This window comes from Gramella sp. MT6, from assembly GCF_019357415.1.
Lineage (GTDB): Bacteria > Bacteroidota > Bacteroidia > Flavobacteriales > Flavobacteriaceae > Christiangramia.
In genome coordinates this window covers 1,441,580-1,456,058 of record NZ_CP048410.1, presented here as the reverse complement: position 1 = coordinate 1,456,058, position 14,479 = coordinate 1,441,580, and the positions used below count along the sequence as shown (strand labels likewise).

The window sequence follows — 14,479 nt, the reverse complement described above, 5'->3', positions numbered from 1 at the left end:
TCTCAGTTAAAACTCCTTATTACGGCATCGGCTAGTTCCTTGCCATAGGTATTCCAGGACCTTTTTTTCGCTGTCTCAAGTGCCGCTTTTCCTGCTCTTTCAATAATACCTGGGTTTAAACTGATATGTTCAATAATTTCTTTAATTGCCTTAGTTGATCCAGCTTCTATGATCCACCCGTTTTCTCCGTGGGTTATTAAATCTGGACCTGCGGTACGGTTAGTAGTAATAACCGGGGTTCCCTGCGACATAGCTTCGGTGATAACAAGTCCAAAACCTTCAAATAAACTGGGAAATACCAGTACATCATTTTCTCTCATTAGCTCAAGAACCTTATCATGTGGCAAACTGGAAATCCAATTGTATTTATGAAGTGATTCATTTAAAACCTGGCAATCTGGAACAGATTTTTGACCAACTATCGTTAACTCTACATTTAATCTTAACTCCTCCATTGCTTCAAATAGATAGGCAATGCCTTTCCTTTGAGATAGTCCTCCAACAAAAAGTAGCTTTAATGGTCTATTTTTATTTGGTCTGGAATAGTTTTTAGGTTTACCGACTTCAGGAAAAGCATATGGGACTATTTTCACCGGAGGTAAAGTTCCCGGATATAACTTCAAGGTTTCTGCTGTAAACTTGCTGGCAACAATAATTAAATCTGCCATCTCAATTTCAAGATCTTTTTTTGCAAGTTTTGTATCAGAGTCATTAAATCCTAAAATCGTTTTTGCCCACTCTGGTCTCAAATTCTTTTCTTTCCCCATTAATTCTCTTGCAGCCCTCCAATATCCGATTGGCAGATCATAAACACATTCAAGACCGTTTTCTTTAGCCGCCATAAAGGAGGAAACCGCACCATCTTCATATGCATATATTATATTAGCTTTATTAGAGCCTAACTGATTTATTATATTGGCTACCTTCTTATCCTGAAATTTATAAATAGCATCTACACAAAAAATTCCGTGTTCATGTTCAACCAGAGATTTTAATCCTATTCTTGTTGCTGCAAGTCGACCCAGTTCCATCCAAGGCCAAATATTTGTAATAGGTTTTAACCGGGTATCAAAACGCCTTCTACGGATCTCAGATAATGGACCTATACCTCCCAGTCTATCTACCAAACTACCTGGAAAAGATGCAACAGAAGTATTGAAGTTCAACAGTATATTCTCATTAAGAAAACCATTGGCTGCTGCCCTAACAAATGCATTACCAGTTGGGTGTGATAGAATTAATTTCATTGAATTCTGATTTTAAAATAAAAAGCTAGATAGAGATCTCCTGAAAATTAGTCAGTTGATAATTTTTGAAGGTATATTCTATTACCTCAATATACTTCTGTGCTATTATTGAAGACCGATGTCTCATCAAATGGTTTTCAGCCTGTGACCGATACTGTTCCTGAAGCAATCTATTTCCAATCACATTTTGCATGCAATCATAAAGATGATCCAGATTGCCTCTTTTAAAAATAAGGCCTCCATTTCCTATTGCTTCAGGTAGCCCTCCGCCATCTGAAACTATTGGGATACAACCACATGCCATTCCTTCTAATACAACAACACCGAAAGGCTCTTCCCAGACTGAAGGTACAAGTAAGAATTTATGCTCGTTTAGACAACTTACTAACTGCTCGCCACAAAGAGGTCCAGTAAATTTCACACTGTTATTAAGTTTGAAATTATCTACAAGTTTTTCCAGATATTTCCTTTCAGGACCATCTCCTACCATGGTTAATTTTAGATCTGGTGAATTTTTTTTATCATGAAAAAACTTACTAAAGGCCTTTATGGCAAGTTCTGCTCCTTTATCAGATACCATCCGACCTAGAAAAATAAACTCCTTATCCCTAGATATTTCGGGTTTAATATGAAAAATGTTTTCCCGGTAAGGATTCTGAATAACAACGGATTCTGGAAAACAACGATTCCTTATTGCTGTACTGCAGGAGATAACCTTATTTGCCTTTTTTAACCATTTCAATTTTATTTTATCCTTAAGACTTATACTTCCATTTATTCTGGAAACCCATGTTTGTAAAGAAATCACCGATGGTTTTTTGAAGAATAAACGCGGCCACGAAAGTCTTAAACATGGATTATTTTCAAATACCACGTCTGCCCAGCGATGCTCCTTAAATAGAGTTATGACATTAGGGTCTCTAATTACTTTATAGGGGTAGGTTTTCCCACTATTATCTTTAGACCAGGTGAGTAAATGTACTTTATGGCCTTTTCTTACGAAGGAATTCGCGAGCACCTCAGATATAACTTCTATACCACCTATAAAAGGACTGAAATTATGAGATATAAATAATATTTTAAGTTCCATTTTACAGGCCCTATTTAAATTTTACCATTTTGCTAGAAGGAAGTATTTGATCATCTTTCTACGACTGTAAGCTTTGTCCCTTACCTTTTCAAGGTCTTGATAATAAAGAGCACCAATAGTCCAAAGGGCTACGAACTCTATTCCAAGCCTGAAACTAATTAAATAAGCAGTCAGGTTTTCCAATCTGATCTTTTTGAATTTTCTAAGCAAATACCATCGATTCTTATAAAATCTAACAACCCTGTGTCCAACATTTTGTGGAGTTCCGCTCCCTTTGTGGAAAGCTCTAATTGGCATGATATCTATCTTCCATCCTTTCCTTGAAGCACGCATACATATATCATGGTCAAGCTCAAGCCAATCAAAATTTTCATCGAAAAGTCCAATATCTTCCAGCACCTCTTTTCTAATAACCATGGCACAGGTGAAAACATTGATTTCCTTCGGATTCTTTAAAAATTTCTTTAAGTATAAACGATATAACTGCTGTCCTAATATCAGGCTAAGAGCTCCTGGTTCTGCCTCGAATGAATCTGAAGGCTTCCCTTCTGAATTTTCAGTCTGGAACGTTGCAATTCCTACAGCGGGATTTTGAATAAAATATTCCTTTATCTTTTTAATGTATTTCTCCAGTGGCCACGCATCTGAATCCAGAATCAAAATAAGATCTGTTTTCATTTCTATTAACCCTCTGTTCAAGGATTTGATCAATCCAAGATTACTTGGGTTTTGTATAAAATGAATATGATCAAACTGATTTTCAAAAACCTCTGAGGAACAATCATCTACAATCACAAATTGATCAATTTTTGAATCTGCATGAATTAAGCAGTTCTCAACACAATTTGAAGTGAGTTTCCAGGTATTATAATTGGTTACAAGAATTCCTAGTTTCATAGAATTAAATTTTCTTAGCAAGAATTATTTCTGGAGTTGATAAATCCTATTCAGGCCTTTTTTTACTTGTAGAAGAAAACACAAGAATTTTCCTAATTTCTAACTTCCGCTATTTGATCGAGTTTCGAGATTCTTAGGAATCCGTAGGTAATATGCAGGAGCATCATTACAACATTATTATAAATGTTGAAGTAAAATACTCCTCTAAGACTGGAAACATCGAATATTATGGCTCCGCTTATAATGGCTGCCATACTCAGTGGAATTGAAATTAATGGATTTATAACCCACCCTCGGCTAGTGCATAAATAGAAGTTTGAAACAGCCAGTAGTCCTATAAAATTCCCGATTATTAAAAGAATTATTTCAAAATCAAGGTTTGAATATTCTTCTCCAAGAACCCAAAGCATCTGGGAGGAAAAGATCCACGTACCACTAATAATTAATAATCCTAACAATAAAAGACCTATTTGAATTTGAACAAATCTCTTAAAGATCAATTCTTTATTTTTTGCCAATCTGGAGAATCGTGGAGATATTAATAGCCCGAACATTATTCCGAAGAAGCTTAAAGCCATTGCCAATCTTCCCAATGCGCCTACCTGAGCAACTGCCTGGGTACTTCCGAATATTGAAATCAACCAAACGGTAATCTGTCCTGAAATGCAGAGATAGATAGATTCAGGCATTAATCTTTTCACCATCTCCAGTATTCTTTTACGAACAAGTTTACTGGACTGCTTACTTATTTCAATAAAACTATTTGCTAATTTCCTCAATTCTTTATTAGCCCAGATCTGGGATAAACCATATCCTAGAAGTGCCAAAATCGTATAGGGAAAAAAATACAGGGCTATTAGAATAAATGCCACTCTTATAGCACTTGCGATCATCTGTATCTTTTGAAATCTGGGAATACTTTGATGCAGCTTTGGGATAATCTCCAATAAAGTTCCAGATAAACTCGCAAAAAAAGCTGGTAAAATAGCAAGTGTAATCCCAATGGCTGTCCACCAATCTGCTCCATGATGCCTAAGTAAATAAAGCATTACGGGTATAGATAAAATTACACTAACGGTTGCAAATAATTTTCTTAACTCAAAGCCAGTTGCAATCACCTTACCTAGTTTCTTCTTGTCTTGCCAAACTTTTCCGCCTTCAGCCATTACGCTGGTTTTGATGCCACTGTCTGCAAGGATGATCATATTTGTATAAATAGCCGTTGCGAGAGTGTATAATGCATACTCCTGAGTAGGCAAAAACCTGATGATAAGAATTCCACTAGCAAAACTTATCAACTGAATTAGTGCCTGGGAAGAACCCGTGACCGCGATCAGCCTTCCCCATTCCAGAGGATTTGGAATCCTTAACCCGGTAAATATTTGCATTATGAAAGCCTTCATGCCTTAATGATCCTCAAATTCTCATTCTCTTATGATTTTTAGAAAACATACTTTAATATTAAACCGTTTTAAGCTGAGTTAGTTTTAAGATCGTATCAATAATAAATTTCACATCTTCCTCAATCATAGGCACATATAAGGGTAATAATACAGACCTATCCTGAAGTTTTTCCGAGACCGGCAGATTCACTTTATCTTCCAAATGTTTATAAGCAGTTTCTCTATGCGAATTCATTATCCCTCTTCTTGTAGCTATTTCATTGTCTAACAATTCCTGCATAAACCGGTTTCGATTTATAGGAAAAGATTTTTCGAGATATATGCTATAAGATTGGTAATTACTAAAATATCTCTCCCTTTCTAGAGGAAGGCGTATCCCTTCGATATTCTTTAAAGCTTCATGGTATTTATTAGCTATTTTTCTTCTCTCAGTTACGATCCAATCCAGTTTTTCCAGTTGCTTAATTCCCACGGAAGCCTGGATATCTGTCATCCTGTAATTATATCCAACCTCAATATGATCTTCAAAAATTACTTTTTTTGAATTGTGGCGAACCCTGTCATTGATAGACATCCCATGCTGTCTTAGCAATCTTAATCTATCATAATAATCTTTCCTGCTGGTAGTTATCATTCCACCGTCTCCTGTAGATATTATCTTCCTGGGATGAAACGAAAAACATACCAACTCAGAATGGGAACCGATCTTTTGACCTTTATAGGCTGAACCTACAGCACAAGCCGCATCTTCGATAAGTTTTAAATTATATCTGGAACAGATTTTTTTAATTGCATCAATATCGGCAGGCATTCCTATTTGGTGGACGAGCAGTATAGCTTTAGTATTAGAATTTATACGTTTTTCAACATCAGTTGGATCTAGATTATATTCTTGATTTACCTCGGCAAAAACAGGCGTAGCTCCAACATATTTTATTGAGTTTGCCGTTGCGATATAACTCATGGAAGGACATATAACCTCATCTCCTTCTCCAATCCCTGCAACGATCATGGACAGATGTAGTGCCGTTGTACAATTTGAAACAGCAACTGCATATTTTGCGCCTGTATAGGCAGCAAACTTTTCTTCAAATTCCTGCACTCTAGGCCCCTGGGTGATCCATCCTGTTAGGATGGTATCATAGGCAGCCTGAGCATCTTCTGCCGTCAAATAAGGTTTGGCAATAGGGATCATATTCTACTTTTAATGAGGTTTCTTTCGAAATACCATTTACTTAACTCGCGAAGTCCTTCTTCGAGGGTAACCGTAGGTTCAAAATTTAATTGGTCTTTTGCTCTTGTATTATCTGCAAGCCTCCTGCTAACTGGATTAACAGTACTCTCTTCTCGAAATTCTGGCGTAAGATTAGATTGATTTACTTTTAAGAGGGTTTCAAGTAAGGTCTTAAGACTGGTTTCTTCATTATTACCTACGTTAAAAACCTCATCTGAAACATCTGAAATTAAAGCTGCAACATTTGCTTTGGCAACGTCTCTCACATAGACAAAATCCATAGTTGTACTTCCATCTCCATAAATTAAAGGAGCTTTTTTATCACGTATACAGTCAAGCCAGCGAATCATTACTTCGGTGTATTTACCATCTGTGTCCATTCTTACTCCATATACATTGAAATACCTTAATGCCACATAATCTAATCCATACATATGATGAAAGCTTCTGAATAATTGTTCTCCCCACAATTTTGCAGCACCATAAAAAGTCTGATTGTTATATGGATTATCCGATTCGGGAGTGGGGAAATTTTGTGCAAGCCCATATACCGAGGCACTTGAACTATATATCACTTTTTTAACCTTATGCTTAGCGCATAAGTCGGCAAGATCGAAAGTGGCTCTAAGCATAACTTCAAAACCATTTTCAGGGTTTGCAGCACAAGAATTAATTCGCAATGCTGCCATGTGAAATACATAATCTGAACCGGTGATACATTTCTCTAAGAGATCTTTATCCCGAATATCTCCCTCAATAAATTCAACTATTGGATTTTTAAGAAATGATTCCATATTCTCAAAACTACCCCTAACTAGATTATCCAGGATTATGATTCTTGCGGGTTGCTCCCTAAGTAATTCTTCAACTACATATGAACCGATGAATCCAGCTCCTCCAGTAATAAAAATCTGAGCATTCTTAATTTTATTATACATGAACTTTATTATTTAAACTTAACAGAACGATGCCACTAATGATTAATACAAACCCAAGAAATGATAGAAAAGAAAGTTTATCCTGAAATAAGTAATACCCGACGACTATGGTTAAAATAAAATTTACACCCGTGGCTATTGGGATAATAATTGAAAAACTATTCGTGGACAGAGCTTTAAAAAATGCCAATGCTGAAAGAATTATCAGGATAAAAGCAGCAATAAAGGTGACATTTAGAACCAGCTTTAACCATTCACCAAAAGTTTCCAGGCTTTTACCTTTCAACTGCCATTTGATAAGAGCTGCGCCTGAAACATTCAGAGCAGCATAGAGCATAATATATAATATTGTTTTGCTCATTTAAGTTACGTCTTTAAGTACCCTAACCTTTTTCTTTACTTCTTCTTTAGACCCTTCCTTTATCTCATCTATAATGAAGGCGGGTCTTTTTCTACTGGCATCCAATGTTCTCCATAAATATTCCGCGATAATTCCCAGAGAGATATTAGTGATGCCAAATCCAACCAGCAGTATAGATAAAAGTGCCGGCCACCCACTGGCAAGGTCATCAAATAGCAATTTCCTTAATACAATGATTACCGTCCAGATAATACCCACCATAAAAAAAACAAATCCTATTATTGACACTAGCCTTATCGGGGCGAAGGAAAATGCTACAAATGAATCGATAAGCAGCTTTATCTTCTTTGAAAGCGTCCATTTAGATTTTCCATGTTTTCTTTCCCGTTTGTCATAAGTAATACTGGTTTGTTTAAATCCAAAACTTAAGATCTGGATAAAGACAGATGAATTGCTCTCCAAATTTTTATCAAGGCATTCTTTGACTTTTCTACTGAAAAGAACGACATCGAATCCCTTTTTTGGGAAATTTGCCACTGCATATTTTCTCATTAGCAATGCATATAATAGTGAGAAAAACTTTTCAGGGCCTGCAGAAGCAGATGAATTTCGAAACGCCCAGCATATATCAATTCCCTTATCCTGAACCTGTTCATACATTCTACTTACCAGGGTTAGGGGATCTTGTAAATCTGCATACATGAAAGTAACGAAATCTCCCTCAGCCCTCAGAATTCCTGCCCTCAAAGCCGAATGCGAACCAAAATTCCTGGAAAAGGAAATGATCTTGTAGGAGTAGTGCTTATGAGGAATACTTTTCAGTCTGTTATAAGTATCATCAGTAGAGCCGTCATTCACAAAAATTATTTCAGCTGTGAATCTATTTTCTTTCTGAAAATATTCGTTCAATTGCTCCACAAGGAACAACACGTTTTCCTCTTCATTATAAACCGGGATGACTATGGATACTTGCATAATAAAATGATTAATGCACCTTCAGTCTATTACTCAAATTCAAATCACGAGCTGGATTACCAACCATCTTTGAATTTTCTTCCGTATTCTTTAGAATATTGCTTCCAAGACCAACCAAAGTACCTTTTCCTATAGTTAGTCCATTCTTTATATTAGATCCGCTGCCTATATAAGAATTACTATCAATAGTTGTCCCTCCTGCAACCACTACATTACTACCAAGTAAAGTGTACTCCCCGATATTGGAATCGTGGTGAACTACAGAATTAGGAAGGATACAAACATGATTGCCGATTATTGAATTGCTAGTGAGGACCACCCCTGCCATAATCAAACAATTCATTCCAACCTGAACATTCTTTCCTATTGAGGCGGACGGATGAATTACGGTATAAAATCTGTCCGGATCCTGATTTATCGAAGAAATTATATTTTTACGCTTCATAAAACTTTCCGGCCCACCAGGCACAGCTAAAAGTTTAAATTCAGGAAATCGTTTAAGAATATCCCTTTGAAAAATCTGATAGTGATCTGAATTCTTCCCTAGATCATCATCTATGAATCCAATGAATTCAACTTCATCGTCATTTAAACAATCTAATGCTTCAATCCCATTTCCGTTGAAAGGAAAGATGACCAGTTTCGTTCTATCCATGATTATATGCATTTAAAACATCGATGATATAATCAACATTTTCATCAGATAATTCAGCATACATTGGTAGAGAAAGACAATGTTCCGCTAGATATTCAGCATTGGGACAATCACCTTTTTTATAACCTAGGTTTTTATATGCTTTTTGAAGGTGACATGGTACAGGATAATGCATACCTGGAAAAATATTATGATCATTCAGGTAACTCATAAGATCCTCGCGGTTTTCTGTAACAATAACAAAAAGATGATATATAGAATCTGCCCAAACCGGTTGTGCCTGAATCCTAATATGAGGATTAACCACACCTTTCCTGTATTCTGCAGCAATTTCTTTTCGGCGTTGATTCCATACAGGTAGGTAATTAAGTTTCACATTAAGAGATGCTGCTTCAAGTCCGCCCATCCTCATATTATACCCTACTTCATCATGATAATATCGTTCTACACAACCATGATTTCTTAGACTTTTAAGAGCATTATAATAATTCTCATTATTAGTAGTTATTCCACCAGCTTCACCGCAAGCTCCAAGATTCTTCCCTGGATAAAAACTAAAGCAAGCCATTTCTCCAAAGCCGCCTACCGGAATATTCTTATAATTTGCACCCTGCGCCTGGGCCGCATCTTCTATCATAAAAAGGTTATGATTTTTACAGATCTCATCGATAGCTTCCAGATTGAAAGGTTGCCCATACAAATGGACTCCGATAATAGCTTTAGTTCGGGAAGTGATTTTTTCCTCAATTTTTGATGGGTCTATCTGCCAGGTGTCTGAAGTGCAATCAACAAATACCGGTGTAGCTCCGGCATAAGAAACGCCCCAGGCAGTAGCTATAAATGTATTTGCAGGAACGATCACTTCATCTCCTGGGCCAATCCCCAGAGCAATGATGGCCAGTTGTAATGCTGAGGTACCGTTATTAACCCCTATGGCAAATTCTGTATGACAGAATTCTGCAAACTTATTTTCAAACTTTTCAACAAAGTAACCTCCAGAAAATGCAGTATTTTCATAAACCTGGTCAAATGCTTCAAACACCTGCGCTTTGATCTGTTGATGCTGTCCTCTTAAATCTAGAAAAGGAATCTGCTGCTTAACGATTGATTTATACATATCAGACAAGTTTTCTTTCCAAATATTTAATAACCCTAGCTGGGTTTCCTGCAACAATAGCATTATCTGGCACATCTTTGGTTACTACAGATCCTGCTCCAATAATTGCCTTTTTTCCAATCGTAATTCCGCAAAGAATAGTAGCACTGGATCCTATAGAGGCTCCTTCCTTTACCAGTGTTTCTTCACAATTCCAATCTGTTTCAGTTTGCGGAGTGCCATCCTCATTGGTCGCCCTAGGAAACTTGTCGTTTATGAAGGTAACGTTATGGCCTATAAAAACCCGATCGGCAATTCTAACTCCTTCACAAATGAAGGTATGGCTGGAAATTTTACAATACTTTCCGATGCTCGCTCCCTTCTGGATTTCCACAAAGGTCCCAATTTTAGATCCATCATCTATACTACAGCCATAAGCATTAACGAAACTAAAGATCTTAACGTTTTCCCCTACACGAACGTTATTTAGAATTTGGAAATCCTCATTTTTTGAAATAGTCTTCATAATGTCTAATAATTAAGCGCTATAAACAGCTGGGGTAGAAAGATTTTTAATGATCACTTCCTGCCCCCGGTTTTTAATGGAAGAAGTTGAAGCCTCCAGAATCTTAACGACTTCAAGACCCAAACAAGATGATGACTGGGGTTGTTTTCCTTCCTTGATACAACTAATAAAATCGTTAGCCATATTAAGAAGAGCCTCTGTGGTACTTACTTTAGGAACTTGAATATCACCGGTTCTATAATCTACCAGTACTTGTTGTCTTTCTTCATCATTATAATAAGTATATCCTGTATCATAAACCTTAATTTTCTCGGTGTTTTCAAGATCATTATAAAGAATCATCTTTTCATCACCTCCAATTAGCATCATTCTTACTTTTACCGGACTAGTCCAGGAACAATTAAAATGTGCAATAAGTCCTGATGGGAAGTTCACGGTGAGATACGCAATATTTTCTATACCATTACACGTATGGGTGATCCCACGTGCATTAACGCTGTATGGTGTTTCATCTACCAAATAACTAAGGATTGAAAGATCATGTGGAGCAAGATCCCAGAGTACATTGATATCAGATTGGAACAATCCCAAATTGATCCTAGTAGAATCAAGGTACTTGATATTACCCAGCTCATTCCTATCTATCAATTCACGCATTTTCTGTACTGCACCAGTATATAGAAAAGTATGATCAACCATTAGCAACAAGCCTTTTTGTTCTGCTATATTCATTAGAATTTCAGCCTCCTTTACAGAAGCAGTCATAGGCTTTTCCAATAACACATGCTTCCCCTGCATTAGTGCTTTTTTTGCCAGTTGAAAATGTGTGCATACCGAAGTGGCTATCACTATCGCATCAATTTTTGGGTCTTTGATAATATCATCTCCATCTAACACACCTTCAATAACCGGAAATAATTTTTTCAATTGATCTAATCTTGCCGGTCTTGCATCAGCCACAGATTTAACTATACAGTCATTGGCGGCATAAAAATTCCTAACCAGATTAGGTCCCCAATAACCGTAGCCTATTATTCCTACATTTATCATTCTATGAAATTTTTAAATTAATTTCCTTTATTCAGGGATTAATTCCGTGAATCTTTTATTGATCACAACTTTTTAATTAGAAAGAGATTTGGGAATCAAAAAGGAAAATTGTGAACCCTATTCTGCAATAAGATTTTCCAGGTTAAATATTAGAAATTGAATTGATCCCGACTGATTTTTGAAATGGCAGGTTCAGGTTTACTATTCAATTTCTTTTCATAATTGGTAGGCTTTCGGGAAAAAAGGATAAAGGAATTATTCGTTTTATCGCCCATCAGGTAATGTAAAATAATTTCTTTATTTCGGTTTATAGTCGCATTCTGGAACTGATTGTTATCCTTTTTCATAACTAAATCGTCAGAGTAAACTAATCCTGAATTTCCTATTTGTTTTACAAGATCATTATCGACCTCATTTTCAGCAAAAATTGCATAATCCATTTTTGAGAGCAATTCAACGAATTTATCTTCAGGCGCATATTTATTTTCACTTATCCAATTGCCCTCGGCATCATATTCATATTTCACATAGGGACTGTATAATTGCCAGTCAAGTGAACGACCTGCGAAATAGAATTCGTAGTTGAAGCCAAGAAAAACTTTATATTCTCCTGGTCCTATAGATGAATTAGCAATCTCAAATATTCTTTCCTGATGTGATGCTGAATCACTTCCGTTAGCCATTACGGTCTTAAAAATTAGCGAAACTGCTACCGCCCACATTACTAAAACAAATAATCCGAAATTGCTTAACCTCTTAAGCAAAATATTTTTGAAATTCAGATATAAACCGCTTGAAAGTACCATAAAATATGGTAAAAGATAAAGAGCCCTTAACTCATAAACTAAAGTGGCGAAAATTGTTGCAATGGTTAACAAGGTAGCAATTAATAAACCTTTCTCCCTTTTTGAAAAAACCGCAAGAATGGCCAGGATTGGAAAAAAAATACTCAGGGTTTTTATATAAGCCTTTATCAATTTTAGCCAAACCTGATAATCAAACAAAGCCAGTAATTTTGTCGAGCTTCCTTCAGTTGAATTAATATTCCTGGTGATCATTGTAAACATATCCCTGAAAATCGTAACCAAGCTTTCCCAGATTGGTATTAATAGGACTACTCCAACTATAAAAGCTCCAAGAGAGAAAAATCCGAGCTTTCTAAAAAAAAGTCTCCATGAGAAAAAAGATTTTTTATAAGCATTTACCTGCTTCTGATTCAAAAGCTCTAAAAAAATTAAGGGATATAAGAAAACAGCAGATGGCCATATTAAACCAGCAATAATTGCGAGCCCTCCGGCAATCATTATATTAATTTTCAGGTTTTTTTGAGACACACTTCTTAGAATCCAACAAGAAGCAAAACAAAGAGCCATTACCCAACTATCCATTCTTCCGATTCTCTGAGAAAGCACAAATAATGGATCAATTAATAATGCTAGGCTTAGCATATAAGTGGCATAAAGAGGCACATTTCTGGATTTCAGCCATCCAAAAGCCATTGTCGCTGCCAACATACCACCAATCAATGCAGCTATTCGAGATCCTAATCCATATTGACCTCCAAGATGATAACTCATTTCGGCGATAAGCGGACCTAGATATGACCAAATTAGAATTGGTTTCTCTTCTGCAATTTGCCAGGTGAGAGCCCAGGTACTGTCAGGATGCAAAATCAACCTCCCATAATCAATAATTTGAACCTGGTCTTTATATATTAAAAATAAGTCATCAAGGGTAATTAGTTGAATTAGAAAAACGATTAAGATTGTAAAAATCCACATCAACCAACTATAACCGTAAACCCAACCCGATTTTTTATTATTAATATTTATAAAAATGTCGGAAGTCATGATTTTAATATCAGGGATTTTCTGGTTGAGAAAAAATTAATAACCAATCGGATTTGATTGAACACTAATAATGTCCTTATACATCCGTTCAATACCTTCCTTCAAATTAACAGTTGAGCTCCACCCCAGGTCGTTCAATTTTGAACTGTCTGTGACCTTCCTCAACGTCCCGTCTTTTTTAGAATTATTAAAATATAGTTCTCCTTTAAAACCCACCGTTTTCTTGATAAGTTCAGCGAGATCTTTGATTGATATTTCTTTTCCAGTCCCTATATTAATGTGCGAATTCCTTATTTCATTAATATTCATTGAAGAAATAATATCCATAAAATCTATTCTTTCCATCAGGAAAACACACGCATCGGCCATATCCTCACTCCATAGAAATTCTCTTAAGGGTGTACCTGTACCCCAGATTTCCACCCTCACCTGGCCATTTTTTAACTTTATTCCATAATTTTCCAGAGATCTGATAATTTCATCATTACTTGTCTCTTGATTCTTTATTCCATTCAAAGGCATTTCTCGTAGATGAATATGTAGAGCTTCCCAATCATTTTTTTCCAGAAGTTTACCTATATACATCTTCCTGAGTAGAGCGGGTAAAACATGGGATTTTTCAAGATCAAAATTATCACCAGGACCGTACAAATTAGTAGGCATCGCTGAAATAAAATTTGTACCGTATTGAAGATTATAAGATTCACACATTTTCATCCCGGCTATTTTTGCGATAGCATAGGGTTCATTGGTATATTCTAGGCTACCGGTAAGAAGATATTCTTCCTTAATAGGTTGAGGACAGTCTTTAGGATAAATACAGGTACTCCCCAGGAACATCAGTTTTTTAACACCATTAAGGTAACTCTGATGAATCACATTAGTTTGTATCATTAGGTTTTCATAAAGAAAATCGGCCCTGTATTTATTGTTGGCAACAATACCACCCACTTTTGCTGCCGCAAGGAATACATAATCTGGTTTCTCTGATCTAAAGAAGTTTTTTACAGCTCCGCAATCTTTTAGATCCAGTTCCTCATGTGATCTGGTAAGAATATTTGAATAACCTTTAATTCGAAGGTTTCTGGTGATTGCACTTCCCACTAATCCTGTGTGCCCGGCAACGTATATTTTAGAATCTTTTAGCATTGGATTTC

Annotated in this window: 14 protein-coding genes; all 14 read right to left on the bottom strand. The window is 36.2% G+C overall.

Features of this window, described 5'->3' with window-relative positions; all coding sequences use genetic code 11:
- Positions 1–2 precede the first annotated feature (2 nt).
- The 14 genes from G3I01_RS06605 to G3I01_RS06540 all read right to left on the bottom strand — a co-directional run bounded on the left by G3I01_RS06605 (position 3) and on the right by G3I01_RS06540 (position 14,471).
- Positions 3–1,247, bottom strand: coding sequence for a glycosyltransferase family 4 protein (locus G3I01_RS06605; protein WP_219552179.1), 1,245 nt, complete (start codon positions 1,245–1,247; stop codon positions 3–5).
- A gap of 25 nt (positions 1,248–1,272) precedes the next feature.
- Complete coding sequence (locus G3I01_RS06600; RefSeq protein WP_219552177.1) at positions 1,273–2,337, bottom strand: glycosyltransferase family 4 protein; 1,065 nt, start codon at positions 2,335–2,337, stop codon at positions 1,273–1,275.
- Positions 2,338–2,358: 21 nt separating this feature from the next.
- Positions 2,359–3,234 (bottom strand): glycosyltransferase, encoded by an 876-nt coding sequence (locus G3I01_RS06595; RefSeq protein ID WP_219552175.1) that lies wholly within the window; start codon positions 3,232–3,234, stop codon positions 2,359–2,361.
- A 92-nt stretch (positions 3,235–3,326) separates the two neighbouring features.
- Positions 3,327–4,637 (bottom strand): polysaccharide biosynthesis protein, encoded by a 1,311-nt coding sequence (locus tag G3I01_RS06590; protein WP_219552173.1) that lies wholly within the window; start codon positions 4,635–4,637, stop codon positions 3,327–3,329.
- A 58-nt stretch (positions 4,638–4,695) separates the two neighbouring features.
- A complete protein-coding gene (locus G3I01_RS06585) occupies positions 4,696–5,832 on the bottom strand; it encodes a DegT/DnrJ/EryC1/StrS family aminotransferase (RefSeq protein ID WP_219552171.1) in 1,137 nt (378 codons plus the stop codon).
- A complete protein-coding gene (locus G3I01_RS06580) occupies positions 5,829–6,809 on the bottom strand; it encodes an NAD-dependent epimerase/dehydratase family protein (RefSeq protein ID WP_219552169.1) in 981 nt (326 codons plus the stop codon). Before G3I01_RS06580 ends, G3I01_RS06585 begins: the two co-directional genes overlap by 4 nt.
- A complete protein-coding gene (locus G3I01_RS06575) occupies positions 6,802–7,170 on the bottom strand; it encodes a hypothetical protein (protein WP_219552167.1) in 369 nt (122 codons plus the stop codon). Before G3I01_RS06575 ends, G3I01_RS06580 begins: the two co-directional genes overlap by 8 nt.
- On the bottom strand, positions 7,171–8,145 hold the full coding sequence (locus G3I01_RS06570) for a glycosyltransferase (RefSeq protein WP_257710807.1): 975 nt from the start codon (positions 8,143–8,145) through the stop codon (positions 7,171–7,173).
- Between the two features lie 10 nt (positions 8,146–8,155).
- Positions 8,156–8,800 (bottom strand): acetyltransferase, encoded by a 645-nt coding sequence (locus tag G3I01_RS06565; RefSeq protein WP_219552165.1) that lies wholly within the window; start codon positions 8,798–8,800, stop codon positions 8,156–8,158.
- A complete protein-coding gene (locus tag G3I01_RS06560; RefSeq protein ID WP_219552163.1) occupies positions 8,793–9,917 on the bottom strand; it encodes a DegT/DnrJ/EryC1/StrS family aminotransferase in 1,125 nt (374 codons plus the stop codon). The genes G3I01_RS06565 and G3I01_RS06560 overlap by 8 nt, the downstream gene beginning before the upstream one ends.
- Before the next feature lies 1 nt (position 9,918).
- A complete protein-coding gene (locus G3I01_RS06555; RefSeq protein WP_219552161.1) occupies positions 9,919–10,422 on the bottom strand; it encodes an acyltransferase in 504 nt (167 codons plus the stop codon).
- Between the two features lie 12 nt (positions 10,423–10,434).
- Positions 10,435–11,472: a Gfo/Idh/MocA family oxidoreductase gene (locus G3I01_RS06550; protein ID WP_219552159.1), complete on the bottom strand. Its 1,038-nt coding sequence runs from the start codon at positions 11,470–11,472 to the stop codon at positions 10,435–10,437.
- Positions 11,473–11,621: 149 nt separating this feature from the next.
- Positions 11,622–13,148: a hypothetical protein gene (locus G3I01_RS06545; RefSeq protein WP_219552157.1), complete on the bottom strand. Its 1,527-nt coding sequence runs from the start codon at positions 13,146–13,148 to the stop codon at positions 11,622–11,624.
- Between the two features lie 210 nt (positions 13,149–13,358).
- Positions 13,359–14,471, bottom strand: a complete 1,113-nt coding sequence (locus G3I01_RS06540; RefSeq protein ID WP_219552155.1) for a GDP-L-fucose synthase — start codon at positions 14,469–14,471, stop codon at positions 13,359–13,361.
- Positions 14,472–14,479 lie beyond the last annotated feature (8 nt).